General features: G+C 57.4%; 26 protein-coding genes. 4 read left to right on the forward strand and 22 right to left on the reverse strand.

Annotated elements, in window-relative coordinates:
- The 4 genes from HB375_RS00005 to HB375_RS00020 form a co-directional block, all read right to left on the reverse strand.
- Positions 1 to 232: response regulator (locus tag HB375_RS00005; protein ID WP_167670744.1), on the reverse strand; the 232-nt coding region annotated here is incomplete at its 3' end.
- Positions 233 to 272: 40 nt separating this feature from the next.
- Positions 273 to 761: a chemotaxis protein CheW gene (locus HB375_RS00010; protein ID WP_246728271.1), complete on the reverse strand. Its 489-nt coding sequence runs from the start codon at positions 759 to 761 to the stop codon at positions 273 to 275.
- Positions 762 to 763: 2 nt separating this feature from the next.
- Positions 764 to 3,412 carry a hybrid sensor histidine kinase/response regulator gene (locus HB375_RS00015; RefSeq protein ID WP_167670747.1) on the reverse strand — a complete coding sequence of 883 codons (2,649 nt, stop codon included), beginning with the start codon at positions 3,410 to 3,412 and terminating at the stop codon, positions 764 to 766.
- An 83-nt stretch (positions 3,413 to 3,495) separates the two neighbouring features.
- Positions 3,496 to 5,190 (reverse strand): methyl-accepting chemotaxis protein, encoded by a 1,695-nt coding sequence (locus tag HB375_RS00020; protein ID WP_167670749.1) that lies wholly within the window; start codon positions 5,188 to 5,190, stop codon positions 3,496 to 3,498.
- Positions 5,191 to 5,750: 560 nt separating this feature from the next.
- On the opposite strand from HB375_RS00020, the gene HB375_RS00025 reads away from it, so the two are divergent.
- Together HB375_RS00025 and HB375_RS18550 are read left to right on the forward strand one after the other, a co-directional pair.
- Complete coding sequence (locus HB375_RS00025) at positions 5,751 to 6,419, forward strand: response regulator transcription factor (protein ID WP_167670752.1); 669 nt, start codon at positions 5,751 to 5,753, stop codon at positions 6,417 to 6,419.
- 33 nt (positions 6,420 to 6,452) lie between these two features.
- Positions 6,453 to 7,121 (forward strand): AprI/Inh family metalloprotease inhibitor, encoded by a 669-nt coding sequence (locus HB375_RS18550; RefSeq protein ID WP_425515155.1) that lies wholly within the window; start codon positions 6,453 to 6,455, stop codon positions 7,119 to 7,121.
- A 36-nt stretch (positions 7,122 to 7,157) separates the two neighbouring features.
- On the opposite strand, the gene HB375_RS00035 is transcribed toward HB375_RS18550, so the two are convergent.
- From HB375_RS00035 to flgB, 18 genes are all read right to left on the reverse strand, one after another.
- Positions 7,158 to 7,718 carry a transglycosylase SLT domain-containing protein gene (locus HB375_RS00035; protein WP_167670756.1) on the reverse strand — a complete coding sequence of 187 codons (561 nt, stop codon included), beginning with the start codon at positions 7,716 to 7,718 and terminating at the stop codon, positions 7,158 to 7,160.
- The gene (gene fliK / locus HB375_RS00040) at positions 7,672 to 9,000 is read right to left on the reverse strand and encodes a flagellar hook-length control protein FliK (RefSeq protein ID WP_167670759.1); all 1,329 of its coding nucleotides are present in this window, start codon (positions 8,998 to 9,000) and stop codon (positions 7,672 to 7,674) included. Before fliK ends, HB375_RS00035 begins: the two co-directional genes overlap by 47 nt.
- On the reverse strand, positions 8,997 to 10,193 hold the full coding sequence (locus tag HB375_RS00045; protein ID WP_167670761.1) for a chemotaxis protein: 1,197 nt from the start codon (positions 10,191 to 10,193) through the stop codon (positions 8,997 to 8,999). Before HB375_RS00045 ends, fliK begins: the two co-directional genes overlap by 4 nt.
- Positions 10,193 to 11,383, reverse strand: coding sequence for a MotB family protein (locus tag HB375_RS00050; protein WP_167670763.1), 1,191 nt, complete (start codon positions 11,381 to 11,383; stop codon positions 10,193 to 10,195). The genes HB375_RS00045 and HB375_RS00050 overlap by 1 nt, the downstream gene beginning before the upstream one ends.
- Before the next feature lie 2 nt (positions 11,384 to 11,385).
- Positions 11,386 to 12,000, reverse strand: coding sequence for an arylamine N-acetyltransferase (locus HB375_RS00055; protein ID WP_167670765.1), 615 nt, complete (start codon positions 11,998 to 12,000; stop codon positions 11,386 to 11,388).
- Positions 12,000 to 13,640: a flagellar basal-body MS-ring/collar protein FliF gene (gene fliF / locus HB375_RS00060; protein ID WP_167670767.1), complete on the reverse strand. Its 1,641-nt coding sequence runs from the start codon at positions 13,638 to 13,640 to the stop codon at positions 12,000 to 12,002. Before fliF ends, HB375_RS00055 begins: the two co-directional genes overlap by 1 nt.
- A gap of 135 nt (positions 13,641 to 13,775) precedes the next feature.
- Positions 13,776 to 14,945 (reverse strand): flagellin N-terminal helical domain-containing protein, encoded by a 1,170-nt coding sequence (locus HB375_RS00065; RefSeq protein WP_167670769.1) that lies wholly within the window; start codon positions 14,943 to 14,945, stop codon positions 13,776 to 13,778.
- 237 nt (positions 14,946 to 15,182) lie between these two features.
- The gene (locus HB375_RS00070; protein ID WP_167670771.1) at positions 15,183 to 16,352 is read right to left on the reverse strand and encodes a flagellin N-terminal helical domain-containing protein; all 1,170 of its coding nucleotides are present in this window, start codon (positions 16,350 to 16,352) and stop codon (positions 15,183 to 15,185) included.
- Between the two features lie 243 nt (positions 16,353 to 16,595).
- Positions 16,596 to 17,333, reverse strand: a complete 738-nt coding sequence (gene fliP, locus HB375_RS00075; RefSeq protein WP_167671686.1) for a flagellar type III secretion system pore protein FliP — start codon at positions 17,331 to 17,333, stop codon at positions 16,596 to 16,598.
- A gap of 101 nt (positions 17,334 to 17,434) precedes the next feature.
- Complete coding sequence (locus tag HB375_RS00080) at positions 17,435 to 17,872, reverse strand: flagellar basal body-associated FliL family protein (RefSeq protein ID WP_246728272.1); 438 nt, start codon at positions 17,870 to 17,872, stop codon at positions 17,435 to 17,437.
- An 86-nt stretch (positions 17,873 to 17,958) separates the two neighbouring features.
- Complete coding sequence (gene flgH, locus HB375_RS00085) at positions 17,959 to 18,657, reverse strand: flagellar basal body L-ring protein FlgH (RefSeq protein ID WP_167670776.1); 699 nt, start codon at positions 18,655 to 18,657, stop codon at positions 17,959 to 17,961.
- A complete protein-coding gene (locus HB375_RS00090) occupies positions 18,654 to 19,151 on the reverse strand; it encodes a MotE family protein (protein WP_246728315.1) in 498 nt (165 codons plus the stop codon). The genes flgH and HB375_RS00090 overlap by 4 nt, the downstream gene beginning before the upstream one ends.
- Positions 19,152 to 19,279: 128 nt before the next feature.
- The gene (gene flgI, locus HB375_RS00095; RefSeq protein WP_167670778.1) at positions 19,280 to 20,380 is read right to left on the reverse strand and encodes a flagellar basal body P-ring protein FlgI; all 1,101 of its coding nucleotides are present in this window, start codon (positions 20,378 to 20,380) and stop codon (positions 19,280 to 19,282) included.
- Positions 20,380 to 20,802: a flagellar basal body P-ring formation chaperone FlgA gene (gene flgA, locus HB375_RS00100; protein WP_246728316.1), complete on the reverse strand. Its 423-nt coding sequence runs from the start codon at positions 20,800 to 20,802 to the stop codon at positions 20,380 to 20,382. Before flgA ends, flgI begins: the two co-directional genes overlap by 1 nt.
- 66 nt (positions 20,803 to 20,868) lie before the next feature.
- Complete coding sequence (gene flgG, locus HB375_RS00105) at positions 20,869 to 21,657, reverse strand: flagellar basal-body rod protein FlgG (protein ID WP_167670784.1); 789 nt, start codon at positions 21,655 to 21,657, stop codon at positions 20,869 to 20,871.
- A gap of 10 nt (positions 21,658 to 21,667) precedes the next feature.
- Positions 21,668 to 21,997, reverse strand: coding sequence for a flagellar hook-basal body complex protein FliE (gene fliE / locus HB375_RS00110; protein ID WP_167670786.1), 330 nt, complete (start codon positions 21,995 to 21,997; stop codon positions 21,668 to 21,670).
- Positions 21,997 to 22,416, reverse strand: a complete 420-nt coding sequence (gene flgC, locus HB375_RS00115; protein ID WP_167670788.1) for a flagellar basal body rod protein FlgC — start codon at positions 22,414 to 22,416, stop codon at positions 21,997 to 21,999. The genes fliE and flgC overlap by 1 nt, the downstream gene beginning before the upstream one ends.
- Complete coding sequence (gene flgB / locus HB375_RS00120) at positions 22,413 to 22,799, reverse strand: flagellar basal body rod protein FlgB (RefSeq protein WP_167670790.1); 387 nt, start codon at positions 22,797 to 22,799, stop codon at positions 22,413 to 22,415. The genes flgC and flgB overlap by 4 nt, the downstream gene beginning before the upstream one ends.
- A 279-nt stretch (positions 22,800 to 23,078) precedes the next feature.
- On the opposite strand from flgB, the gene HB375_RS00125 reads away from it, so the two are divergent.
- The gene (locus HB375_RS00125; protein ID WP_246728317.1) at positions 23,079 to 24,686 is read left to right on the forward strand and encodes a putative bifunctional diguanylate cyclase/phosphodiesterase; all 1,608 of its coding nucleotides are present in this window, start codon (positions 23,079 to 23,081) and stop codon (positions 24,684 to 24,686) included.
- A gap of 117 nt (positions 24,687 to 24,803) precedes the next feature.
- Positions 24,804 to 26,135 (forward strand): globin-coupled sensor protein, encoded by a 1,332-nt coding sequence (locus HB375_RS00130; RefSeq protein ID WP_167670794.1) that lies wholly within the window; start codon positions 24,804 to 24,806, stop codon positions 26,133 to 26,135.
- Positions 26,136 to 26,149: the final 14 nt, after the last annotated feature.

Below are 26,149 nucleotides of genomic sequence, written 5' to 3' on the forward strand. Positions count from 1 at the left end.
CATCGTCCGCGCGAACCTGCTGAAGGAGCTCGTAGCCAGTCATGGGTTCCATGTTCCAGTCGGAGATCACCAGCCCGTAACGCTTCTCGCGAAGCTTCGCCAAGGCCGCAGTCCCGTCCGAGGCATCATCGACATCCACAAAGCCAATCTGCTTCAGGAGGTTGCGTAGAATCCGCACCATCGTCTGATAGTCATCGACAACAAGAACGGGCGTGGAAAGGTCAAGGCTCACGATGGTTAGTCCTGGTTAGTAAGATAAGGAGCGGATCCTATCAGGCGGCCTGCTTCTGTGTCTCAAAGGCGAGCACGGCATCAACGTCCAGTATAATTAGCAATCTGTCCTGAAGCTGGTGCACTCCACGGGAAAGGCTCGCCCAGCCGGCGTTCAAATGCACCGGATTGGGCTGTAGATCAGCCGCGTGAAGTTTCAGAACCTCCCCCACACCGTCCACAAGCAGGCCGTATGACTCTCCGCGGTGCTCAAGGCCAATTGCCATGCGCCTCCCCTCCTCCACGAGATCGGGAAGCCCAAGTCGCCGGCGCAATGACACAGCGGTAACAACTCGTCCCCGGAGATTGAGCAACCCGACGATCTCCGGGGATGCCAATGGGACTGTCGTCATCTCGCTCACCACGAACACATCGTGTACTCGATCGATTGACAGCCCGAGCGTCTGGCCGTGCACATTGACGGTAACGTACTCGATCTGCTCATCGGCGACCTTCGGCGCCTGGGGACCGTTCATTTTCGCGTTCGCCATGATCAAGCAGCCTTCTCGAGAGATCCTTGAAGTTCTGAAAGTGCGGATAGCAGTCCGTCGCGGTCGAACTTCGCGACAAGTTCTGTGACATTCAACCTGTGCGCCTGGGCAATTTGCTGCGCGTCATGCCGGACAGCGAGAGCGATCACCGGCAAAGAGGCAAATCGTGTCGATCCGCGAAGTGCTTCCACGAGTTCAAATCCGGAGCGGTCAGCGAGGTCGATCGCCGTGATCAGAACATCCACATGTGCTCCTGATCCGAGAATCTGAATTGCCTCTTCAACACGAGCAGCTCCATGCACCTTGTACCCGGATGCCTTGAGTACAGGCGTCAGCATATCGCGGAAGAATGCGGAGTCATCGACCAGAAGGACGGTCGCTGCTGCATCGGAGCGGCTTGCCGTCGAGCGCGCCCACGTTTCGTGAACCAGGGGGAGGTAGTGAGCGATATTCACGATTTCCGTAGCTCGACCGCGGACGACCGCCGACCCAATAAGGTCCGAACGCTCTGCAATAAGTTCGATATCGAGTTTGCCCTCTACAATGTCGACAATCTCCTCGACAGCGAGGCCCATCGAGGTATCGCCATCTGAGAACACGACGAGAGCTTGCTGCCCATCCCTCCTGATCTCCATTGTCTCATCCGATGCGACAAGAGGCATGAGGCGACCACGATATTGCACGAGCGGGCGCCCCCCCAACCATTCGATCGTGTCAGCATCGATTTCCTCAAGTCGCGTGACGAGTGAGAGCGGAACGGCTTTGAGGCTCTCCCCTCCCCCGCGGAAGACAAGAAGGGTTGTCGTTTCCTGGCTGCCGGCGCTTGCCTTCTCGAGGCCATCATCATTCTGGAACCGACCGTCTTCGGACCCCGACCCGACCATGCGAGCAAGTCCGTTTGGATCGATAATGAGAACAACTGCGCCGTCGCCAAGGATCGTGTTACCTGAAAACAACTGAATATGCCGCAGCTTGGACGACATCGGCTTGACGACAATTTCCTCAGTATGGAAGACGCCATCAACCAAGATGCCGAACCGTTGACGCCCGACCTGCGTCACCACAACGAACCCCTCATCTAAGATTTCAGTGTTCTCCAGACCGAGAACCTTCGACAAAGGAATGATCGGCAGAAGACGCTCTCGGAGCCGCAGGACGGGCGTCCCGTTGATGCGCTCAATGACGTGCTCAGACCCCGGCGTTACCCGAACAAGTTCCATGACTGCAACTTGTGGAATTGCAAACCGCTGATCCTTGGATGAAACAATGAGGGCAGCAACGATCGCCAATGTCAGCGGGATCTTGATCGTGAAAGTCGTTCCGCGCCCTTGCTCAGAGCGAATATCAACCGTTCCGCCAATCAGTTCAATGTTAGTCTTTACAACATCCATCCCGACGCCACGGCCGGAAACCGAGGTAACTTCCTTGGCAGTCGAGAACCCGGGGTGGAAAATGAACTTGGCGACTTGTGCCTCGCTCATACGCTCGACTTCCATCTCGCTGGCGATGCCACGTTCAACAGCCTTTCGGCGGATGGCTGCGAAATTCAGTCCTCGACCATCATCCGCGATCTCGATCGTGATCGTTCCGCCCTCGTGATACGCGTTAAGGCGGATCGTGCCGCGCTCGGACTTTCCGACCGCCTGCCGCTCCAGAGGCGTTTCAATTCCGTGGTCGGCGGAGTTCCGAACCATGTGAGTTAGCGGATCCTTGATGACCTCCAGAACCTGACGATCGAGCTCCGTGTCCGCACCATGCATAACGAGCTCGATCTTTTTCGACAGTTCCGCCGAGAGATCGCGCACCACACGTGGCAGCTTCTGCCACGCATTGCCTATAGGCTGCATGCGTGTTCTCATCACTCCTTCCTGCAGCTCAGCCGTGACGTGAGAAAGGCGCTGCAGGGGAACCTTATAGCCTGCATCATCGTGGCGACGAGAAATCTCAAGCAGCTGATTTCGCGTCAGAACAAGTTCCGACACCATCGTCATCAGGTGCTCGAGCGTATCAACATTCACGCGAATGGTTTGTATCTTGCTCGCGGATGCATCGCTCGCATCCACCGTCTCGACTGACCCAGCCGGCTTTCTCGGAGCGTCGTTTATGGTTTCTACGTGCTGCTTCGGAGTTTGCGTATCGGGTCCGGGCGCTTCGCGAAATGCCCGCTCAAGTTCATCAAGCGAAACCTCGCCCGGCAGCAGATCACGCTCAAGCACCTGGTAGGCCAAAGTCCCGATCGTCTCTACTTTCTGATCTGACGCCAGATCGATCGTCGCATTTTGAGCAGCCATCCTCTCAAGATCGTTGATCAGATCGCCATCGACGCCCTCGGGCTCGACGCCATTTCGTTCAAGTTCCGCAAGGATCTCTTTGATCCTGTCGAGAGTAGAAAGGATCAATGAGACCGCTTCGGTCGTAACCGGCATTCCATCGCGGAACTTGCCCATGAGCGTTTCCGCCGCGTGAGCAAGCGCTTCGAGGCGTGGCAGGCCGAGGAAGCCGCATGTCCCTTTGATCGTGTGCACTAGCCGGAAAATATTGCGGAGGATCGTCTCGTTATTCGGATCCTGCTCGAACCGGACAAGTTCGACGTCGACGATGTCAAGGTGCTCGTTTGTCTCTGTGAGAAACTCGCGGAGAAGGTCGTCCATGTGCGCTACTCTTATCTTGATCAAGGTGATCGAAAACGCCTTGCTGTTTCCGAATGATCCCAAAGGCTGTTCAGTCGCGTTTTCTATGCGGCTTTCATTTCGGCAAGGAATGCGTCGACTTCCCGCTCGAGACTTGCGGAGTGTTGAGCGAGATCCTGTGCGGCGCTCAAGACCTGTGACGCCGCAACACCGGTTTCATCGGCGCCCTGTCGAACATCTCCGATGTTTCCGGTGACTTGGTCGGTTCCACGAGCGGCCTCTTGGACGTTGCGCGCAATCTCCGCAGTTGCTGCGCCTTGCTCTTCCATCGCCGCGGCGATTGAGGTTGATATCTGGGACATCTCCGTAATCGTTTGTGCAATGACTTGGATTGCGCGGACCGCCTCCTCTGTTGCGTGTTGCACCGAGCCGATTTGCTGCGAGATTTCATCGGTCGCCTTGGACGTCTGGCTAGCCAACTCTTTGACCTCGGACGCCACGACGGCGAAACCCTTTCCAGCTTCGCCTGCGCGGGCAGCTTCGATCGTCGCATTCAACGCAAGCAAGTTCGTTTGCCCCGCGATGTTGTTGATCAATGCGATGACGTTTCCGATCTTGTCAGCGGATGCGGCCAGTGTTTGCACGGTTGCGTTTGTACGGTTCGCGTCCGACACGGCCCGCTCCGCGATCTGGGATGATTGTGTAACCTGGCTCGAAATCTCGCGAATTGAGATGGACAGTTCTTCTGTCGCCGCGGCTACCGTTTGCACATTCGCCGAGGTCTGAGCCGCGGCGGAGGCTGCATTGACCGTCTGGTGATTGGTCTGCTCGGTAACGTCCGTCATCGCCCTCGCTGTCGCCTCCATTTGACCGGCCGAGGCAGTAAGCGACTGGGTTAGGATCGAAACTTTCGCTTCAAACTCCTTTGTCAGCCGATCGAGAAGTTGGGCGCGATAGACTTTCGCTTCACTTTCAGCATTCTGATCCGCAGCGAGTCGGCGGGCCTCGACGCCGCTGTCTCGAAAGACCTCAAGCGCCCGTGCAATTCGACCAACCTCGTCTTTTCGATCTGCTCCGGCCCCAGACACCGCGAGATCGCCGGCAGCCAAACGCGCCATGACATTTGTTATTCTTGATAGCGGCCGCGTAATTCCGAGGACCGCGATTGCTGCGATCAATGCAACGGCTGCGGCAAGGCCGCCGCTCGCGGCCACAATCAAGATGAGGGATGTTCGCTTCGCGAGATCATCGGCCTCTTCTCTAGCCTGCTGCAAACCCAGCAAATCGGCATCCGCCTGCCGATTGAGAAGGTCGCGGATCCGAATCCGAGCTTGGCGCGCGTCGCCGTTTGTTACCACCTTGGCGGCCTCGTCCATATAACCTTTGATACCAAGGGCGACGCTTTTGTCTGTGGCAACAAAGTAATCGAGAAGATAGACCTTAATCCCTTCATAAGCGGCCTTTTGGTCTTCCGATTTCGTTCGAGAAATCAAGCTGTCCGTCTCTCTGACAGCAAGATTTTTGTATTCTTCATATCGCTGGGCCGCGCCTGTTCTTGAATCCTGATCCAATGCGAGAATGATGTTTTTCTCTTGGATCGTCGCCTCATTCATAGCTGCACTGATCGACCTGATCGCCGTGACGCGAGCGGAATCGACCTCTACAAGTTTCTCAGTATTTTGCGTCAGCGTATTCAGGCCACTCCGGGCGAGCACGATAATGCTGATTGTGATCGCAACGAAGATAACCACCGGAATGGCCAGCTTGGTTACCAGCGACAGATTGTTAAGAAAGCGCATCACGCATCCCCAAACGGAAAGTGGCTTTTTCGTGGCAGAGACTACGTGTTACGATGTCTATAAAGAGTTAAGCACCAAAGCATAAAACAAATATCGCCCAATAGAAATATGGTTACACAACCGACAACTGCGTCCTTAAATCTAAATCCGCCTAATTAAATCTATTGTGCTTAAGGCTTATTATATAAATTCACTACAACCTAGAATTGACGATATAATTTGCATGCAATGCGCACAGCAAGAAATATACATCGCCGCCTGAGGCCTCTCTTTTTAATTTCTAGACTTATTTTCTTACTATATCGCCCTGCATATGGGTCACACAGTTAGGGAATGTGTGAGCTTTGTCGGGGGGGAGATCTATTTGCCGTTGACGGCGAATCGCCCGAACGGCATTTTCGAACTGCCTACTGATTCGGGGAGGGCGACCGAAGATCCAAGCACACGCGATCTTAAAGCAAAGTAAAAAACAAGTCGGCCGCGCGCCATGACGGCGACACGGCGGCATTCTCTCAGTGCTTGCGTTCAGACAACCGTTTTTGGGCCGGGGGGCTTGATACATGTACATCGTCGTCGATGAGCGACAGATGGTGACGGCGGGATACGTCGCCAGTTTCGACCGGGAGGGCGTTTCCTCCCTCGGGCTGTTCTCGGGTGAGTTCAAGGACTGGCTTGGAGCCGCCTCCAGTTCCGATCTTGAAGCCGTACAGGGCTTCCTCCTCGGCGATTTCCAAGACCGCATGACCTGCGCCGACGTCATCCGGCGCCATTCCCGCGCTCCGATCATCGCCTTGAGCGAAGTTCGGTCCCTCGAACAGACCCTCGAGCTGCTGGCCGCCAACATCGACGATGTGGTCCGCAAGCCCGTCCATGTGCGCGAGATCCTCGCCCGCTCCGAAGCCATCTGGCGGCGCATGAGCGGCGCCCCGACATCCGAGCGGCCTGAGCGCCTCAAGGTCTATTTCGATGGCCGCGATCCCGAGATCGATGGCGAGAGCCTGGTTCTGCCGCGGCGCGAGCGCCACATCCTCGAATATCTCGTCCGCAACCGCGGCCGCCGTCTGACCAAGACGCAGATCTTCAACGCCATCTACGGCATCTACAGCAACGATGTCGAGGAGAGCGTCATCGAGGGCCATGTCAGCAAGCTGCGCAAGAAGCTCAGACAGCGTCTCGGCTACGATCCCATCGAAGCCAAAAGATACATCGGGTACACCTTCGTCGGATAAGTGCTTATGTCGCCGTGCGGAACGGCTTTGAAAATGCTTTTAAGCTATCGAAATATACGCACTGGTCTGCGGCTCTCAGCGTTCCTCGGCCTCGGTGGCCTTACCGCCTGCAACGGAGTCGAGGACTTGTACCGTTCCGGCCCGTGGGGGCCTCGCGGCGGGGCTGTGGCTTTGTCGAGCCCGACCGCCTCTCCCGACGCCTGGACTGATCCCAGAGCATATCCAAGAACTCAGAAACCTGCCCCGCCTGACCTTCGGCCAAAAATAACAGTGGAACCGTTGGAACCTATTGGGCGATGGGCGGCAAAAGATAGGGATTCGGCTGGCATCCCGAGCTCGAATAGCAATGCGTCGCTTACGAGTAATAAAAAGCCCGAGGAGCTTTCTTCTGACTTTGCGGCGAGCCCAACTCCCAAGGTTACGAAGAGCATCTCATCGCTAGCTGGGAACTGGACCCTGCGGGTTGCCTCCGGCAGTTCCTGTCGAGTCCAACTATCGAACGCTCCCTCTCTGGACCTCTACAAGGCGTCGACAGTGCGCTGCAAAGACCGAAATCTCCAGGACATCAATTCCTGGACAGTCCGTGACGGCGCAATCATTTTGTACTCACGCGGCGCTATCATCTCACATCTCGCTGAGAATGGATCGGTATTTGAGGGCAAGGTAAATGGGATCGAGATGCCCATCACACTTGCTCGCTAGACACTCAAGCTTTCAGACACGCAGCCGACGCAGACTCTATTGACAGAAGCTCCGAGCACGCGGCGTCCACTCACCGAACCCGCTCGCAACCATGTTGGAGATCACGCGACAAACGTAAGTCTTTTGGGCCGGGTCATTGTTTGGCCCGGCATGATATCGCGCAACAGCCATCGTCCAACTTCCCTCCCGCGCTTTAAGTTCTTTCAGAAACTGAGCGGCGTACTCAACGTTCTCGCGGGGGCTGAGCATGCTGGCAACCGATCCGAAGCGATCACCGTGGTAGTAGTGATTGATCTGCATGCAGCCAAGGTCAATCAGCTTTACGCCAGCCCGGCGAGCTTCTTGAAATCGTTGAATCGCATCATTCACGCTTGTCGCGAAATATGCACGCCCCTCGATATTCATCGCATAAGGCTGCAGCGATCCTCTCCTCCCGGTTTCGGCTAGGCCAACGGCGTAGAGCATGCCGAGCGGAATGCCATGCTTCGAAGCTGCTCGAACCATCTCCCGCTCGCAGCTATCGGCATTTGTCGCGGCCGCCGCATTCGAACTACAAATAGAGACCACCGATGTTACGGCGAGGATGAAGGCTTTCATCAAGTTCGTCTTTCGAAGCTTTCAGGCCTGGAGATTGGGGGCCTTGCTGTCGCCCCTGTTGACGTTCATCAGATCCGGAGGCTCCCTGTTGGGAGCTTCCCGCCGACGACTGGTCGGCGGATGGCTGACGTTGCCCGAAGGCACTGCCCTGTTGAGAGCTGTCGGTGCTGGTGGTGTGTATCGTCAAGGCATCCGGCCGATAGCCGGACATCCGCAACAAGCTCGATAGCTTTTCAGAGTCTCGTTTAAGAACATCAGCTGCCTCATTGCTGCTGGCATGGAGTTCCATCTCAAGCCTGTCGCCGGAAAGCTTCATCTTGACCGTCACCGTCCCAAGCTCAACAGGATGAAGCTGAATGTCGAGCATGCGAACCACGCCCTCGGACGGGCGGTTTGTCCCGACTACGGAGAAGGCCTCGGATTGCCGAACCTGAAGATCCTGTCGGTCCGCTGTCGATTTCGCGTCCTCAATGATAACGCTCGCCACGCGGTGCGCGGCAGGGTGCATTGAAGGGGATTCGGCGGCATCAGGGTCGGCTACCCTAGCCGGTGCGGACGCATCCACCCGACCTCTTTCGGCATTCTTCACCGCCACACCGGACTCTATCTCTGTGGCCTCCCACGAGCCTCGCGAAGCCGCCTCATCTTGCGTACCTGTTCTGGGGGGCGCACTCTGATCCGAGGTACTCCGCCGAACCACGGGCTCGGCAGACGATACAGGCAACACGGGCTTGAAATGCGCCTCCTGGTGCAGGACCGACGCTCTTTGTTTCGGCACGTTCGAAAGATTGATGACCTCTTCAGCCTCGCCCTTTGCCTCAGACTGCGATCCGAGGAGGTTCAGCAGAGAGGTCGTTCCATCCGATACCGAACTTGGGGACCCCGGTGACGTCCGCGGCGTCGCGCTTCCATCCTGTCGCGCCGCGGCTTGTTGAGCGGCAATACGCGGTTGTTCGATCAGCAGTGCGAGATCTGTCCAGCCCGGAATGGCCTGAGTAACGACGCTGGAGTCGGATTCGGCGGATGCATCGACTGCCTCGTCTGATTTTTCTCGGGATGCGAGCCTTGCAGCAGCGAGCAAGCGTGCGCTGCTCGCGTCAGGAGGAATGCCCTCCCCCATCGCTGTGCTGTCGGATAGATCCTGAATCAATGTCGCGAAGACGAGGCCGCTGTCTGCACCCGAATTGCTATCCCCGGCATCATTAGGCGACGGAGCCGACTTCGTAGGAAAGCCGTCGGTTCGCCTTGACACATTCTGTGGGAGGATATCGAGTGTATTCATCGCATTTCCCTCCGAAACAATTGATCCACCCTCCCGAGAGCATCCTGTGCCCGCGATATGGCGGGGGATTGGGCAGCAACGTTTGTTTGATCAGAAGTCGCCTTTCCAACCGGAGGGCTCTCCGGTGAATTGCGGATATAGTTGGCCATGGAAAGCGCCGAGTCGAGCAGAGTGAGATCATTCACGGACAAAGCGGCCCTGTCTATCTTTCGCAGTTCGTCGACGCCGGGATCAAACCCCTTTGCCGTCACGATAGTCGCCGCGGCCCTGTAGAGCCGGGCCCTTGAGGCGCTCACCTTATCGGAATCGGACAATACAAGCGCCTTATCTGAGGCGAGAATCGCAGCACTTGTCCGACCCTGGTCAATCGCCGAGCGTGCGACCAACAGATAGAGTTCTCTTCGACTGTCGGGCTCCATTTCATTGAGTATGACGACAAGTCTCCCGAACTGATTGGGATCCCGGGTGAATTCAAGCTGGGTTAAGGCCATCGCGAATCGTTGGCGGAAATTCCCGGAATAAATGGAGTGTCTGAAGCGGCGGATGTATTGCCTCGCCAGGAATTCGAACTTGTTGATGTCTCCCGTTTGGCTCGCGACGAAGATTGCGCGCCGAAGCGCTGACTCTTCGACAAGCGTTCCTGGCAATTGCAGCCTCACATAGTCGAGAAGTTGCATAGATCCGGCGGGATCGTCGCGAACGGTCAGCGCCGATTTGACCAATGCCATTTGCCCCGCGAGGCTCGGCGGCAAAGTCACAACGTCGATATCATTGAAATAGCGCTTGGCGTCGGCTTCCCGTCCTTCGACGTAGGCGAGGGCGCCCTGCACGATACGTTCGTCCTGTCCCGAAAGAACGCCCAGAGACAGGAGCTTCCGAAGGATGACCGGCTTCCCGCCGCTGAGGACGAACGTCACCGCCGCACGCACGTTCTTCTTATCCTGCCAGGCCTGTGGATCAAGCGGAAACAACGTTTCGTCTATACGTGTCAGAAGCACCCGCTGTGCGGCGTGAGCCATCGTTGACCCGACGGCGATCTGGTCCTGCAACGCCTGGAGAGACCTGACCATCTCCACTGGATTCGTGTCGGCATTCTCGCCCTTGACCGCGACCGCCTCAGGCTCAGCTTTGATCGGAGAGGACGCCAGAAAGCCGAGAACCAGCAGGATGAGTGGTGGCGGACGGCGCATCACTACGAAGGCTCTCGCAAAAGAATCTCAATTCGGCGATTGACCGCATCTTTCGGGTCCGATGCATTCTTCAAGCTGCGATCCGCGTGGCCCTCAACCCGCTCAATGCGGGCCTCGCTAACGCCGCCGCGGACGAGCATGTACGACGCCATGTGAGCACGCGCGGTCGACAAACGCCAGTTGTCATAGGTATCAGACTTGAACGGACGACCGTCGGTATGACCTCGAATGACGATTTTCCCGGGACGAGAGCTGATGATCTTTGCAATGCGCTCCATGGCCTGAACGACCTTCGGTTGCGGCTCGGCCGAACCTATCGCAAACATGCTGAAGTCAATCTCATCCGTAACGCTGATGAGTATCCCCTCACCAGTGCGACTGACCTCGATATGCGGCCCGGCCTTTCCAGATGACTGAGTAACTTTTGCGATCTCCGCCTGGATTTGACTCTCCTGCGAGTTCACGGCCTGCTTTTCGGCTCTTGTCTCCTTCTCAGCAGGCTGCGCGGCCGTCACCCCGGCATTTCCGCTATCCTTCACCCGAGTTTCCGCAGTGGCTTGCTGGGGAGACGCTAGCACATCGAGCTTGCGCTCTTTGGGGACCGGAGACACCGTTTGCGGATCGCCTGGTGCATTGCTTTTTGGCTTCGGCATTGACGCCATCTGCCAGTAGAGCGGGTCGAACGGATCTCGATAAACCTCGCCTCCGTTCATGCCCGGCTCGCCGGCAGTCCCTGGCGTCAACTCAACCCCCTCGGCCTCAGGCTGATGCTCCTGCTCAGCCTCCGCCGCGAGTTTGGCGAGAATCGCGTAGGGATCCTGAAAGAGGGCTCCCTCCTTGAATCGTGGCCTTTGGACACGAGGTGACGGGCCGCCCGGCGCTTCGTCAATCACCTTGGTAGAGAGCGGCTTCTTCTCGGTTTCCGGCTCACTTTGGGAGGGAGTATTGTTTGACTCCTTCAACCCTTTGCGGTCGGGGGTGCTTTCCGCGAGATGGATAGGATTGAAGTAGTTCGCGACGCTCGCTTTCGTCTCTTTCCCCATCGCGCTAATCAGCCACATGACGAGAAAGAACGCCATCATCGCGGTCATGAAGTCGGCGTGAGCGATCTTCCAGACTCCGCCCTTGTGCTGTTCTTCTTCAGCCTCGTATCGACGGACGATGATGATCTCTTGCTTGGTTGGATCGGCCATGGTCAATCCTGTCGCACCGCGTCCGCGAGGCGCTGTGTCCAAGTTGCGAACTGGGTCTCAATGACGGCGTCGCCCATGGCAACGCGGATCTCAGAAGTCCCGTCGGGAACGAACTCCGCGGCCGGGAGGCAGTTTCCCAATTTTTCCTTCAGCGCTGAAAGCAGGTCTTCCGAGCCTCGAATTGTCATCGAGACGCCCCCGCCGTCCGCCAATCCCATCAGTGTCGCGCGCAGATCATCGAGAACTCGGGCGCACATCCTTTCCGTTAGGAAGGGGGCCAAAAGTCGTGCGATCCGGGAGATAAGGCTGCCCTCTATTGCACGAAGTGACCCGGATAACTCGATGGCCAGCTTCTCACTTTCGTCTCGAATCCATTCTTCCCGAGAAGCCGCGAGGATTTGATCGGCGCGTGCTCTCTCAACCGCAATCGCCTCATCGAACTTTGCTTGAGAATTCGCGCGCTCTTCCTTTCTCACTCGCTCCTCTGCCTCGCGGACGAGTGAAGCCGTATCTTCGATCGGTTCTGAGGAATCCCGCTCGCGCTCCTGGTGAACCAGATTGTCGAAAGCTCCATCGACCTGAAAATCGATAAGATATCGCGAAATCGCGCTTACCATCAGGCTGCCTCCGCCTGGAGCAGCCACTGTTTCAGGATCGCTGCGGCTTGGTCTTCATCGAACTCAACCATCTGTTCGAGCTTTTTCTGCGGAGAGCGATTCAGTTTTCCGGTCAGATCCTCAATGAGGTTCGGAACTGTCGCTGCCTCGATTTGCGCGGTGCCCGCAGCAGTCTCGACGCCGGCATCGTCCCCAATTAGTGCAGGTGCGGATGCGCCATATGCCTGCTCGGCTTCCGGCCGGGCTAGGATCGCGGTCACGGCGGGCCGCAGGCCGAACCAAATCAAGAGGGTTGCGACAATCAGAATTGTCGCCGCATTAATGATGTTCCCGAATTGGCGCATCAGCACTTCGACAAGGCTCAGAGGCGGCGTCGGTTCCATCATCCGGCCGTCATCAACAAAGCTGACGGCCGCAACCTTTATCTGGTCCCCCCGTGCCTGATTAAATCCGGCAGCGGACGACACCAACTGCTCGATTTCCGCGATGCGGGCATCGATATCGGCGCGCGTTTGATCGCCACCGCTCGGCGTGGCCAAGCGGCTGCGATTCACGAGAACTGCGACGGATAGATTCTTGATCGCGTAGCCGTCACTAACCGTTTGAACCGTCTTTGAGGAAATTTCATAGTTCGTCAGCTCCTCGCGGCGCTGATTATCCTCGCTCGAATTCTCACCACCATCGGCTCGGACCTGTTGGTTCGGGATATTTTGCTGAACCGTCGTCGGCTTCTGGCTGCTTCGGTTCTGCGAAACCTCTGTCTCCTTGACTGTACGAACCGAGCGCTCAACCTTCGATTCCGGATTGTAAATCGTCTCACTGGTGTTGGTCTTGTCCGTGTTGAGGCGGGCTGCAACGCTGACCTCGAAATTTCCAAGACCTAGATAGGGCGCAAGGGTCTTGCGAATGTTATCTTGGATTTCCCGACCGACCACGCGCTCGAGGCTTGCCATCTTGCCCGTAGCAACATTCGCGCCATCGTCACCGGACATAAGCAACGTGCCATCCGTGTTCAGCACGGTCACTCGGTCGACCTTCATGCCAGGAATCGCCGCGGCAACAAGGTGGCGGATCGCCTGAGCGGAGGCCATGTCATCTGCCTGCTCTGTGCGAACGACGACGGAGGCCGATGCCGGCTGCTGCTCACGACGAAATGAGCCGCGATCCGGCATGACGATATGAACGCGCGCTGCTTTCACACCTTTCATTGTTTGAATGGTTCGCGCGATTTCGCCCTCAAGCGCTCGGACCCGGGTGACTTCCTGCATAAATGAAGTCAGGCCAAGCGACCCAAGATCATTGAAAAGCTCATATCCTGACTTGGTGCTCTGCGGCAGCCCCTTCTCGGCAAGGATCATTCGCGCCTGCGCTGTCTTTCCATAGCTCACGAGAACTGCCGTCCCATCAGCGCTCACATCGAAGGGAATGGCGGCGTCCTTCAGCGCGGCACCGATTCGGCTTACGTCTTCGCGCTCAAGCCCGGTATATAGAACTTCTTGCGCCGGACGGCTCAGATAGTATGCCCCCAAACCCACCGCCAGGAATACAGCCAGCCCGATGATGCCTAATGCGGCAAGGCGGCGCGCTCCGAGTTCAAGGAGATTACTCCAGAGTTTCTCGGCGTGTTGGCGACCAGTCATGCACAGACCCGACTTCTAACGATATCGTCTCAGCGGCAATGTCTCTTTCTAATCTTGCGCGGAGATTGCGTAGCAAAAAGGCCACGCCCTTTTGGGGCGTGGCCTGTCGACGCTATCCTCGGATGAGGGATGCGATTAGCGGAAGAGCGAGAGGATGCTCTGCGTGTTGCCGTTCGCAATGCTGAGTGCCTGAACGCCGAGCTGCTGCTGAACCTGCAGCGCCTTGAGGCGGGTGGATTCTTCTTCCATGTCCGCATCGACGAGGGTACCGATGGAGCGCTCGTTCGCTTTGATCAGCGATTCGACGAAGGTCGTCTGCGAGGTGATTTGCGTCTTGTTCGCGCCGAGCGTGGTGGCCGCTTCGGTCATGGCGTTGAGCGCCTTGTCGACAACCGCGATGTAGGCGCGAAGCTTCGACAGGTCCTGGTTCTGGATCGCCGAGATGTCGAGCTTATCCACAGACAGAGCGTAGTGCTTGTACGCGCCGTCCTCGTCCTTGCCGAAGACGCCCCATTCCTTGTTGAGGATGCCGCCCGCACCGTCCGCGTCCTTGACGGCAGCCGCGTTGGCCGTGTCGATGGCCGTGGCGTAGGTCGCCTTCGCAGTGTCGAAGGTGGTCTTGGCCGTGTCGTAAGCCGTCTTCGCCGCCGCGTCCTTGATGCTCGCCTCCCAGGTCGCCTGGTCGGTATCCCACTGGGTCTCCGCCGCCTGGAACGCCGCCTTGCCGGCCGCGATGTTCGCATCCACACCGCCGCCAGCCGAAGCCGTCGTGGTCTTGTCGTAGAGCTTCGTTTCGTCAACCGAAACGTTCACGGTATCGACAGTGATGGCGCCGTCGACGCGGGTGAATGAAGCAACGATCTTGCGGTCGGATATGTAGTTGCCTGCGCCCGAATCCGTGGACAGCCAGTTCTCGCCGGACACCACCGAGGAGTCTGCAGTCGACTTGATCTTGTTCAGGATGGCGCTGATTTCGGTCTGGATCTTACCGCGATCGACGTTCGGCGACATCGCTGCGGTGAGCTTCGCCTGGATCGACTTCATGTCTTCAATGGCGCTGTTCATGCCGTTGAAGGCGGTATCGACCGAGTTCGCGCCGAGGCCGAGAGCGTCCTTCACCGCGCCGAGCGAGCCATTGTCGGCACGGATCGTCGTGGCAATCGACCAGTAGGCCGCGTTGTCGGCAGCGTTCGAGACCTTCAAGCCCGTCGAGATGCGGCTGCTGGTCTTGTCGAGTTCTCCGGCGATGCTCTTCAGCGTCGTCAGAGCAGTCATGGCGGAATTATTGGTGAGAAGGCTAGACATGCGGCGTCCCTTTGGTGAGCGAAATGGTCGGGACATACCGGGCTTTCACCGGTATGGCAGGGCGGCGTCATGCCTTCGAGCGGGCTTATAGCGTAATGCTCAATCTGCCATATCGGCTTTTTTAACTGACGAACCTTGCGTGGAGCTGTGCTCCAGGACGCAAAATAAAAAAGCCACGCCCTGGGGGGAGCGTGGCTCTTGCGTCACTCCCCGACGGATCGGGGAATGAGCTTAGTCTTAGCGGAAGAGCGAGAGAATGCTCTGGGTGTTCGAGTTCGCGATGGAGAGCGACTGAACGCCGAGCTGCTGCTGAACCTGCAGCGCCTTGAGACGGGTGGACTCTTCTTCCATGTCGGCATCAACGAGGGTACCGATGGAGCGCTCGTTCGACTTGATGAGCGATTCGACGAAGGTCGTCTGCGATGTGATCTGCGTCTTGTTCGCGCCGAGCGTGGTGGCCGCTTCGGTCATGGCGTTGAGCGCCTTGTCGACAACCGCGATGTAGGCGCGAAGCTTCGACAGGTCCTGGTTCTGGATCGCCGAGATGTCGAGCTTGTCCACAGACAGAGCGTAGTGCTTGTACGCGCCGTCCTCGTCCTTGCCGAAGACGCCCCATTCCTTGTTGAGGATGCCGCCCGCACCGTCCGCGTCCTTGACGGCAGCCGCGTTGGCCGTGTCGATGGCCGTGGCATAGGTCGCCTTCGCAGTGTCGAAGGTGGTCTTGGCCGTGTCGTAAGCCGTCTTCGCCGCCGCGTCCTTTGTGCTCGCCTCCCAGGTCGCCTGGTCAGTGTCCCACTGGGTCTCCGCCGCCTGGAACGCCGCCTTGCCGGCCGCGATGTTCGCATCCACACCGCCGCCAGCCGAAGCCGTCGTGGTCTTGTCGTAGAGCTTCGTGTCGTCCACCGACACGTTCACGGTGTCGACCGAAATGGCTCCGTCGACGCGGGTGAACGAGGCGACGATCTTACGATCGGAAGTGTAGTTACCTGCGCCCGAATCCGTCGACAGCCAGTTCTCACCGGACACCACCGACGAGTCGGCAGTCGACTTCATCTTGTTGAGGATCGAGTTGATTTCGGTCTGGATCTTACCGCGATCGACGTTCGGCGACATCGCCGCCGTCAGCTTGGCCTGGATCGACTTCATGTCTTCAATGGCGCTGTTCATGCCGTTGAAGGCGGTATCGACCGAGTTCGCGCCGAGGCCGAGAGCGTCCTTCACCGCGCCGAGCGAGCCATTGTCGGCACGGATCGTCGTGGCAATCGACCAGTAGGCCGCGTTGTCGGCAGCGTTCGAGACCTTCATACCGGTGGAGATACGGCTGCTGGTCTGGTCGAGCTGCCCTGAGATGCTCTTCAGCGTCGTCAGAGCGGTCATCGCGGAGGTATTCGTGAGAAGGCTAGACATGTTTGCTGTCCCTTTAAAATGAAATGGAAATTTCGGGGACATACCGGACTTCCACCGGTATGGCAGCTCGGCTTCATGCCTTCGGACCGAACCTCATACGTTTCGATCCAATCTGCCATGATTGTCATGGTGACAACTGAAGCCTGTACCAAGCTGCGGTCATCGTCAAGCCTTAGTAGCCCGATGGTCTGATCTAAGTCGCTATGATCTTAAAATTTGCTTAACGGAACGCGGATCGTCTCCTTAGAAGTAAGATCGCACCAGCCCGCTGATAAGCATGTTCCACCCGTCGATGAGGACGAAGAATAATATCTTGAACGGGAGGGAAATGACCGTCGGCGGCATCATCATCATACCCATCGACATCACCAATGTCGCGACAATCATGTCAATGACGAGAAACGGCAGGGCGATCAGGAACCCGATCTCGAACCCTCTCCGCAGCTCCGAAATCATGAAGGCAGGAATAAGAATGCGCAGATCGATCTTCTGGTCGTCCTGTGACTTTTGAAAGCTGCTCGCCGCGAGATCGCTAAAAGTTTGAAGATCCTTTGGACGCACGTGAGTGAGCATGAATTCGCGGAACGGGTCCGCGACCTTTTTGAAGGCCTCGGCCTCCGAAATTCTGTTCTCAGTCAAAGGGCGAATGCCGTCCTGCCAGGCGCGATCGAACGTCGGCGCCATGACATAGAAGGTCATAAAGAGCGACAGGCTTATCAGGAACAAATTTGCCGGGGTGCTCTGGAGCCCGAGCCCGGACCTTAAGAACGACAGAGCAACAACGAACCGCGTGAAACTTGTCACCATAATCAGAAGACCAGGCGCAACGGAGAGTACCGTTAGAAGTGCAATGAGCTGAATAATGCGGCCGCTAACGGCACCGTCTCCGGCGGGGATCAGCGACTCAAGACCCGGAACCTGAGCACTTGCGCTTGTCGCAAATGTGGAGAATAGCAATATTGAAAAGAACCTGACAATCATAGCGATAATGAGCCCCATGCGTAGCGCGAATCGTGCCCCACGAGTTGCGCTAGTGCGTACTTCAAGCCTGCGTGTAATTCTCTAGTTACGTCGTCGATCGCTTATTGAACAACAAGAGTTTCGACAATCAGTTCGCGCACCAAGCCTTTCGATCGCATCTGCGCGCGCTCATTCAAATCTTCTCTCAGGTGATGCAGCCCGCTCGCCCCCTCGATCTGCGGGAGCGTGAGAGTCCTCAGATAAGCCAGGACATCTTGGCGGATCTCGGCTGCCATCACATCCGGGTTCTGCATGGACCCGTTGGTAAATACGATAGACGATTCAAGCCTAATCCACGTTTCAGCCGAACCCGAGAGATTTGTGACAACCGGCGCGAGACCCTTTATGGCCATGTCGCCGGAGTACTTTAAGACCTGGGAGGTCTTATCCTGCTCCCCCTTTTTCTTCTCATCCACGGCCCGCTCGACCGTTGCGACCATGTAAAAGCCGAAGCCGCCGCCCGTTATAGCCGCAAGAACCGTCAAGACGAGCAAGATCATAAGCCAGCTTCCGCTGCCCTTCGCCGATGAGGCTGACTTCGAAGAGGCCCGCTTTTTTGCCATTCAAATCGCTTTCCTCATGACTGCTAGAATGGCGCAATTGCGTCATAGATCTGCTGCCCGAGTGCCGGCTGTTGCACCTCTGTCAACCGCCCTCGCCCACCATAGGAGACGCGAGCTTCCGCGATCTTGTCATAGCCGATAGTGTTCTTTCGGGAGATATCGCCCGGACGCACGATGCCGGCAATATTGAGGACGCGAACTTCGAAGTTGACTCGGATCTCCTGGGACCCGCTTATGACCACGTTGCCATTGGGCAGGACCTCGGTCACCACCGCCGCGACAGACAACCGAAGTTTTTCAGATCGATCGATCGAGCCCTGACCCTCGCTTGATGAGGCAGAACGGATATCCCCGTCGGCCTTATAGTCGGCTGAGCGCCCATTGAAGTTGAAGCCGACGTCGAACCCAAGGTTCGCTTTCGACTTGCGCGATCGATCAGTCGTATTGTCGAATTGAGCCTTGTCATCGATCAGAATATTGACTGTTACGACGTCGCCGATTTTCTTTGCACGTGGATCCTGAAAGAGATCAGCGCTGCTTTGTGACCAGAGTGAATTATAGGATGCCCTCGCCGGAGAGGCGAAAACCGTTGGGACGGGCTCGCGCGCGACCGTCAAGCCGTACCCGACTGGCGTCATGCTTGGCTCACGCCCTATATCGTTCGGATTGATCGCGCAGGCTCCCAGAGCCAGCACCGCGACAGATACGAGAATATGTCTCATCCCGATTTCTCACTTTCGGCGTTCCGCTTCGACGTGTCCGTCATGACACCGGTCAGTTGTGCTGCGCGCGCTGGCTCCATCTCGTTGAGAACAGCGCTGGCGCTTCTCGGGTTGAGCTTGGCAAGGATTGCGGCAGCAGTATCGTCCTGCATGTTTGCAAGCTGTAGTGCCGCTGCATCCGGACGCATGCGGGAATATATGGCGACGACAGCCTCGTCTGCCTTCGCCAGAAACTCGTTGCGGCGCTTCAGCCAGGCTTCGTATTCAGCGCGCTTTTCCTCGAGGGCTTTGATGCGCCCCTCAATTTCCCTTTCGAGGGATGCCAGCGTCTCTTTTTGCCAAGCAAATCTTGCATCGGCGGCGGCATCGGCGATATTTGCGCAATAGGGGTTGGCTTTAGCGTCCTTCAGCGCCTCGGCGGCTCTTGCCGCCGTCCCCCGAGTATCCGCCGCTTTCTCCTGCGCGGAGGCCGGGCCCGAGATGGCGAGCGCCATCAGCGCAACTGCGCTTGCCACCGCGCCCCCCCTTCCTCCCCGATTGCTGCACGAGCGCATCCTCAGGAAGCCTGTACGATCATGAAGCGGCTGATCTTCTCGCATGAATGCTAGCCTTCTCGAAAGCCTCATTGGACAACCAGATCCGCCTGAAGCGCACCGGCTGTTTTAACCGCCTGGAGAATTGCAATGATGTCTGTTGGCTTGAGCCCGATCTGGTTAAGCCCCTTGACCAAGGTCTGAAGATCGGAGCCACCGATAACCGCGAGATGGGCGTCCTGTTCGTTTGCCGTAATCTGCGTACGTGGCACCACGGTCGTCCGCCCGCCCGAGAATGGTTCTGGTTGTGAAACGAGAGGGGTTTCCGTAACCCGAACCGTCAGATTTCCGTGCGTCATCGCGACCGTCGAGATCTGGACGTTTTTACCGATCACGACTGTCCCGGTTCTCTGATCGACGACAACCCTTGCCGGAGTGTCCGGCTGAACGAGGAGATCGCCGAGCTCGGCGAGAAAGCGCGTCGCTCCAACGTCGCGGGGCTTTTGCAGCACAACAGTCCGGAAATCGCGAGGGGTCGCGACGCGCTTCCCATACCGTCTCTCGGCATAGTCATTAATTGCATCGGTAATCAGGGTTGCGGTCTTGTAGTCTGGATTCTTGAGCTCAAGAACGAGCGAGGGCATTTCACGGAATTGGCCCGGCACTTCCCTCTCGATTAGCGCTCCATTTGGGATACGGCCCGCGGTCGCGACCCCTTGCGTCAGGGTCTCAGCCTGGCCGGTCGCGTTGAAGCCTGAGACGGCCACCGGCCCCTGTGCGACAGCATAGACCTGACCATCGCCCCCCATGAGCGCTGTGAGCATCAGCGTCCCGCCCTTGAGCGAGGTCGCATCGCCAAGTGATGTGACCGTGACGTCAATGCGCGATCCGGTACCGATGTAGGCCGGAAGATCGGCCGTTACGGTCACGGCAGCGACATTCCGCGTTCGCAACGGGATGTCGCGAACATTGACACCCATGCGATCGAGCATGGATTGTAGGGACTGTTCAGTGAATTGCGAGTTGCGAAGCGTATCGCCTGTCCCTTGCAACCCCATCACAAGCCCATAGCCCACGAGCTGATTATCGCGGACGCCCTGCACCGACGCGATATCCTTGATCCGGGTCGAGGCCTCGGCGGGGTGGAGAAGAAGCGTAATAAACAAAAGGAATGCAAGACGGAACATCATTAGCCACCGATGCGGATTCGGCCATCCGCCTGAACCGTGCCGAGAACAATGCGGCCAGTATCCATATTGCGGACGCGTATTTGCTCGCCAAGGCTTCCAGATTGAAGCGGCGCCCCCATCGCGGTAATCGTGAGTCCGCCCTCATGAAAAACAAGCTGTGTCGCCACGCCGCGCGTGACCAAGCGTGGATCATCCACCGCATTGAACGGGATCGGTTCTCCAGGCAGGAGCGTCCGCCGGGCCATCTTGCCAACCAGGGCTACAGAAGAGTCGATGACAGCCGATCGGGCGCGATAATTCGGAGGAAAACCGCGCTCTTTCAGCATCGACTGTCTAATCGTATCACCTGGATAGATGGTCACAGTCGGAACTGGCAACATCTGCTCTTGCGCATGCGCACCGCCTGTTGCGCCCAGCAACATCGTGAGGGCGAGTGCAATGTTCCGAAGCGATCGCATCATTTCCCCTGGATCAGCCGTATGACGGGTTTAGCGGATGCCCTTTGAGACAGTTCCGGCCATGTCGTCGGCGGCCTGAATGACCTTTGAATTCATCTCGAAGGCGCGCTGCGCGGAAATCAGATTGGTGATTTCCTTGACGGGATCGACGTTCGACCCTTCCAAGTAGCCTTGATGAATTTTTCCAAAGCCGGGATCGCCCGCAACGCCAACGACCGGAGCTCCTGAAGCGGGCGTTTCCCGATAGTAGTTGTTGCCGAGCGGCTCGAGCCCTGAGTCGTTCGCGAAATTCGCGATTGTGAGCTGCCCGATGTTCTGCGGGACCGGCTGTCCGTCGACTTTGACGAAAACCTGTCCAGATTCGTTGATCACGACGTCGACCGCATTTTGCGGGATATTGATCGCTGGATCGACCGCGTATCCATCGATGGTGACGAGCTGACCAGTTCCGTTCTTATTGAACGAGCCCGCACGCGTATAAATCGTTTCGCCGTTCGGGCTCGTAATCTGAAACCAGCCACGTCCATTCAGGGCAAGATCGAACTGGTTCGTCGTATTGGTCAGCGGCCCCTGCCGATGAAGGTTGCGGATAGCGGCGGTCCTCACGCCGAGTCCGAGCATTGCGCCTTCCGGAATCGGGGCCTCACCAGCTTGGTTGGGGACGCCCTGAAGACGCTCTGCCTGATAGAGAAGATCCGTGAACTCTGCCCGCGCGCCCTTGAACGCCGTGCTGTTGACGTTCGAAATATTGTTCGCGATGACTTCGACATTCAGCTGCTGAGCATTCATGCCCGTGGCTGCGATAGCGAGAGCTCTCATGACATTCCCCTTAAATCGCCATCCGCGAGATTTCTTGATACGCTGCGACAACCTTGTCTCTGATCGAGATGGCCGTCTGCAGCGCCTGTTCCGCCGACATGACGGCCTCGACGACCTGCTGAACGGATGCTCGGCCCTGTATTCCGGAAATCGCCGCAGCTTCGCCAGCCTTCAGTGTCTCGGTCGCTCTGGAGGCGACCTGCAGCATGACATCGCCGAAGTCGATAGCCTGCCGCAGAGAGGCAACGGGCGCTACCTTCTGCATTCCGGCGGCTTGGACCCCGGAGATCGATCCAGAGCGATCTATAACGGAAGAAAGCGCAGAAACACTCTCGATCATCACGCACCTCTCATCATATCGATCATGCTCGCGATCATGGACCGCGCCTGCTTCATCATTTGCAGGTTCGCTTCGTAGCTACGGTTGGCCTCGCGCATGTCGGCCATCTCTATCAGCATGTTGACATTAGGCATTTTCACAAAGCCCTTCGCGTCCGCCGCAGGATTTCCGGGATCATACTCAAGCTGGAACGGCGCCTGATCGACGCCGATATCCTTGACGTGAACGGTGGCTGCGCCGAGCGTCCTATCGAGTTCGCTGCGAAACGTGATCGTCTTGCGCGCATAAGGATCAGAGCCTTCGGTTTGTCCTGTGGACTGCGCGTTCGCGATATTCTCGGAAACGATGCGAAGTCGCATCGACTGCGCCTCGAGGCCGGCACCAGCCAGTTTAGACGATGCTTGCAGTGGATCGATCATTGTCCGCTCTTAACGCTCGACAGGATCATGCGATGAAAGGACTTGACGATGCTTGTGTTGAGCGAGTGCTCACGATTCACATCTCCCGCCTTGGCCATCTCCTGCTCGAGACTGACAGAATTTCCGGAATGCATGATGTCCCAGCTGTCGGTTTTTCTGACTTTTAGCGCACGAACTGGAGAGCCATTTATGCCCAGATGTCCGCTATCCGTTGCGGCCATCGCGAGTTGTGTCTTGTCGAGGACCTTTGCGAAGGGCTCAACGTCGGAGGCTTTGTAGCCGGGCGTGTTCGCGTTTGCGATGTTCCCGGAGATGGTCGCTTGGCGAGCAGCAAGCCATTGCGCCTGTCGTGAAGCCACGTCAAAAAGGTAGACCGATCCCACGGGGACCTCCAACTCGAGTATCTTCACATGAGATCTACGTCGACAATCTTGCCCGAGGCTGACACGGTACGTTCATCACGCAGGACGATGAGACAATATTGCAAACACTTGGGTCGGCCGAAGTGCCAGCGGATGTTTAAAAGAAATTAATCCGTCGCCCCTACGCTTGATCGAACGCAGGGAACTCGCCCTTCTGCAAAGCGAAATAATGTATCGCTGACCAGGGGTATGAATGGCGAATTCAACCTTTAGCGCTAAGAAGGCTGTTGAGTGACTTTTATGCTGCTTTCGCGGGACGACATTCTTGCCGCGTATGCCTCCCCAGGGCGGGAGGCACTGCAGCTTTTCGCCAATCACAGCGGCTTCGCGATAAGCAGCTCGACGGACAGGGTCGACCTTTCTCACCTAGAAGGCGCGCAGCACGAGCGCGGGGATTCGGCGGAGCTCTTTGAAGCTATCCAAGATATCATGGCCCGCCGCGGCAAGGCGGGACCAATCTGGGAGGCGACCCACGATCCTCTCACAGGTCTCCCCAATCGAAGCCACTTTCACGGGCTTCTTGAGAATTCGCTCGTCGAAGCCCGCCAGAAAGCCCGGAAGGTCGCTTTCATTCTGATGGATCTCGATCATTTCAGGGACCTGAACAACACACTCGGACACCAGGTTGGCGATGCTATCCTTGTCGAGATAGGCCGCAGGATACAGTCGCTGGCATCGAAGATTGGCGAGGTGAGCCGCGTCGGTGGTGACGAGTTTGCGCTTATATTGAAGAACATCTCTTCGAACGAAGACTTCAAGCCGATGATCGGCAAGCTTCTGGAGGCCATCACTTCCTTGGTCGCGGAGGGGGCCCCTAATATCAGATTAAGCGCCAGCCTTGGCGTTGCGCTGTTTCCTGATCACGGCTCCGACTTCAGTGAGCTGTTGCAAAATGCCGATATTGCGCTCTACCGCGCGAAGATTGAAGGTCGAGGCCAGGCTCAAGTCTTCGCCCCTCAGATGCGAGCCGCAATGACCGAACGACTTCAAGAGATGTCGACAGTTCGATCATTGTTGGAGACAGGCAATGTCAGACCGTACTACCAGCCGCAGATTCAGCTGACTGACCGTCGGTGCCATGGTTTTGAAGCGCTCGCGCGGTGGATCATGCCGGACGGCGAGCTCCGCTCCCCGGCTCATTTTCCCGCTGCTCTCAGTGATCCCGAAACGGCGGTGCTGCTTGGCGAGCACATGCTGCTCAATATCAGCGATGATCTTCGCCAATGGCAGAGCGCCAACATGCCCCCCTTTAAGGTGTCCATAAACGTCACGGCGCCGGAGCTGAAACGCGGGGATTATCCCAAGAGAGTGGCTGATCTTTTTGCCTCGAAAGGAATCCCGCTTTCTCGGCTGACTGTTGAAGTGACGGAATCGGTCTTGCTCGACGACAAGGCGAGCCAGATCGCGCAGGCCTTATCAGACCTTCGCAGCCGCGGCGTGTCCATCTCACTGGACGATTTCGGCACCGGGTTCGCCTCGCTGACTCATCTCAAAAGCTATGCCATCGACGAGATCAAGATCGATCGCTCCTTCATCGCGGGCCTGAACTCAAACTCGGACGATCAGGCAATCGTACGGGCCACTCTCGTCTTGGCGAGAAGTTTAAAAATCAAGACAGTAGCCGAGGGGCTCGAAAGCGAAGCGCAACTTCGCTTCTTGCGAACTTTGGGCTGCGACTATGGGCAGGGATTTTTCTTCAGCCCCGCTGTGCCGGCCAGCCAAGTAGAACGATATTTCTGGGCAACCCCGGAAAGAGGAAGGCGCTACAGAATTTACCAGCCCATCAGCATCGATGACCTCATTCGAAGAGGCGCGCGAGCCTTCGCCATGGTTGGAGTTGCGAGGTAGATTTCGGCTCCTCTTTTAGGGTGCGGCAACACCCGCTCCCGATCTCAGCCGCGCAAGCCTGAGCCAACCTTGGCGCTCTAAACCCCATGCCCAACTTTCAGCGCCTAGGGCAGAACCATGCAAGACAACTCGCTCGCCGACCGGCTCAACTTCCTGAGCATCGACCAGGGTGTCTGTCGAGAGCTTGGCGCCGTGTGGCAAGCCGTTTCCGGGTCCTTGCCTACCGTCCTGCGGAATTTTTACGAACATGTGCACCGGGTTCCGGCGCTGTCCGAGATGATCGGGGCGCAGCAAGACCGGTTGATTTCGGCCCAGGAGAAGCACTGGGAGCGGCTCTTCAGCGGCCGGTTCGATCTGGACTACGTTGAGAGCATCCGCCGAATTGGCATGATTCATAGCAAAATTGGGCTGGAGCCACGGTGGTACATCGGCGGCTACGCTTTCGTGATGAATGAATTGGTGCATGTCCTTTCGACAAAGCATCGGTTCAGCGGTGCCTCGCTCGCCCGCAAAATCGCGGCGATGAACAAGGCGATCATGCTCGACATGGACTTTGCGATCTCTGTCTATCAGGAGGCGCTGATCGAGGAGCGCGAGCGGCGGGGCCAAGCACTGTCGAGCGCCATCGCCTCATTTTCTGAGGCGGTGGTTACGAGCCTCAGGATCTCCGGGGAAGCGAGCGGAGCTCTGTCAGAAAGTGCCATCCAACTTGATACCGCAACCGGATCGGCCAGCTCACTCGCAAGCAAGGTCGCAGGTGCTGCCGAGCAGACAGCGACTAACATGCAATCTGGCGCAGCCGCTACCGAGCAACTGGCTGCTTCCGTTCGTGAAATCGGCGAGCAAGCAGGCCGCTCCGCCAATGTCGCGCGACAGGCATTTGACAGCGCGCAGCGTACAAAGGGGTCAGTCGCCGGATTGGCCGAGCAAGCTCAACAGATTGGCAACGTGGTGGATCTAATCGACCAGATCGCCTCTCAGACCAATCTCCTGGCTTTAAATGCGACTATTGAGGCCGCCCATGCCGGCGAGGCAGGCAAAGGCTTTGCGGTCGTCGCGCAAGAGGTCAAAGCCCTCGCAACCCAAACCGCCAGGGCAACGACCGAAATCGGCTCTCGAATCACCGCGATCCAAACGGCGACGCAGAAGAGTGCCGTAGAAATCGAGGAGATTGCCCGTGTGATCGAGGAAGTTAGCACAATCGCGACTGCCATCGCCGCGGCTGTCGAGGAGCAGGCAGCGGTTACCTCTGAGATCGCCAGGAGCGTCCAGCAAACGACAAGCCATACTCAGGTCGTCGTGCAGGATATCGAGACACTCAACGACTCGACGGCATCAGCCGCGACAGCAGCCGAGGCTGTCGCGCAAGCAAAACTCACTCTCGACAGCCAACTCAATCGCCTACAACACGATATCGACGCGTTTCTTGAAGCGGCCCGTGTAGTGTGAGCCTTCGCGATCAC

This window comes from Microvirga terricola (assembly GCF_011777495.1).
GTDB classification, from domain to species: Bacteria; Pseudomonadota; Alphaproteobacteria; order Rhizobiales; family Beijerinckiaceae; genus Microvirga; species Microvirga terricola.

What these genes read in the sequence shown, in the direction of transcription:
- HB375_RS00070 (WP_167670771.1), bottom strand. Translation starts at nt 16,352, where the DNA reads ATGTCTAGCCTTCTCACGAATACCTCCGCGATGACCGCTCTGACGACG.
- flgC (WP_167670788.1), bottom strand. Translation starts at nt 22,416, where the DNA reads ATGATCGATCCACTGCAAGCATCGTCTAAACTGGCTGGTGCCGGCCTC.
- HB375_RS00035 (WP_167670756.1), bottom strand. Translation starts at nt 7,718, where the DNA reads ATGAAAGCCTTCATCCTCGCCGTAACATCGGTGGTCTCTATTTGTAGT.
- HB375_RS00125 (WP_246728317.1), top strand. Translation starts at nt 23,079, where the DNA reads ATGCTGCTTTCGCGGGACGACATTCTTGCCGCGTATGCCTCCCCAGGG.
- fliK (WP_167670759.1), bottom strand. Translation starts at nt 9,000, where the DNA reads ATGAATACACTCGATATCCTCCCACAGAATGTGTCAAGGCGAACCGAC.
- fliE (WP_167670786.1), bottom strand. Translation starts at nt 21,997, where the DNA reads ATGATCGAGAGTGTTTCTGCGCTTTCTTCCGTTATAGATCGCTCTGGA.
- flgI (WP_167670778.1), bottom strand. Translation starts at nt 20,380, where the DNA reads ATGATGTTCCGTCTTGCATTCCTTTTGTTTATTACGCTTCTTCTCCAC.
- fliP (WP_167671686.1), bottom strand. Translation starts at nt 17,333, where the DNA reads ATGATTGTCAGGTTCTTTTCAATATTGCTATTCTCCACATTTGCGACA.
- HB375_RS18550 (WP_425515155.1), top strand. Translation starts at nt 6,453, where the DNA reads ATGCTTTTAAGCTATCGAAATATACGCACTGGTCTGCGGCTCTCAGCG.
- HB375_RS00025 (WP_167670752.1), top strand. Translation starts at nt 5,751, where the DNA reads ATGTACATCGTCGTCGATGAGCGACAGATGGTGACGGCGGGATACGTC.
- HB375_RS00055 (WP_167670765.1), bottom strand. Translation starts at nt 12,000, where the DNA reads ATGGTAAGCGCGATTTCGCGATATCTTATCGATTTTCAGGTCGATGGA.
- HB375_RS00065 (WP_167670769.1), bottom strand. Translation starts at nt 14,945, where the DNA reads ATGTCTAGCCTTCTCACCAATAATTCCGCCATGACTGCTCTGACGACG.
- HB375_RS00020 (WP_167670749.1), bottom strand. Translation starts at nt 5,190, where the DNA reads ATGCGCTTTCTTAACAATCTGTCGCTGGTAACCAAGCTGGCCATTCCG.
- flgG (WP_167670784.1), bottom strand. Translation starts at nt 21,657, where the DNA reads ATGAGAGCTCTCGCTATCGCAGCCACGGGCATGAATGCTCAGCAGCTG.
- HB375_RS00090 (WP_246728315.1), bottom strand. Translation starts at nt 19,151, where the DNA reads ATGGCGCTCGCCATCTCGGGCCCGGCCTCCGCGCAGGAGAAAGCGGCG.
- flgA (WP_246728316.1), bottom strand. Translation starts at nt 20,802, where the DNA reads ATGTTGCTGGGCGCAACAGGCGGTGCGCATGCGCAAGAGCAGATGTTG.
- fliF (WP_167670767.1), bottom strand. Translation starts at nt 13,640, where the DNA reads ATGACTGGTCGCCAACACGCCGAGAAACTCTGGAGTAATCTCCTTGAA.
- HB375_RS00130 (WP_167670794.1), top strand. Translation starts at nt 24,804, where the DNA reads ATGCAAGACAACTCGCTCGCCGACCGGCTCAACTTCCTGAGCATCGAC.
- HB375_RS00010 (WP_246728271.1), bottom strand. Translation starts at nt 761, where the DNA reads ATGGCGAACGCGAAAATGAACGGTCCCCAGGCGCCGAAGGTCGCCGAT.
- flgH (WP_167670776.1), bottom strand. Translation starts at nt 18,657, where the DNA reads ATGAGACATATTCTCGTATCTGTCGCGGTGCTGGCTCTGGGAGCCTGC.
- HB375_RS00050 (WP_167670763.1), bottom strand. Translation starts at nt 11,383, where the DNA reads ATGGCCGATCCAACCAAGCAAGAGATCATCATCGTCCGTCGATACGAG.
- HB375_RS00080 (WP_246728272.1), bottom strand. Translation starts at nt 17,872, where the DNA reads ATGATCTTGCTCGTCTTGACGGTTCTTGCGGCTATAACGGGCGGCGGC.
- HB375_RS00015 (WP_167670747.1), bottom strand. Translation starts at nt 3,412, where the DNA reads ATGGACGACCTTCTCCGCGAGTTTCTCACAGAGACAAACGAGCACCTT.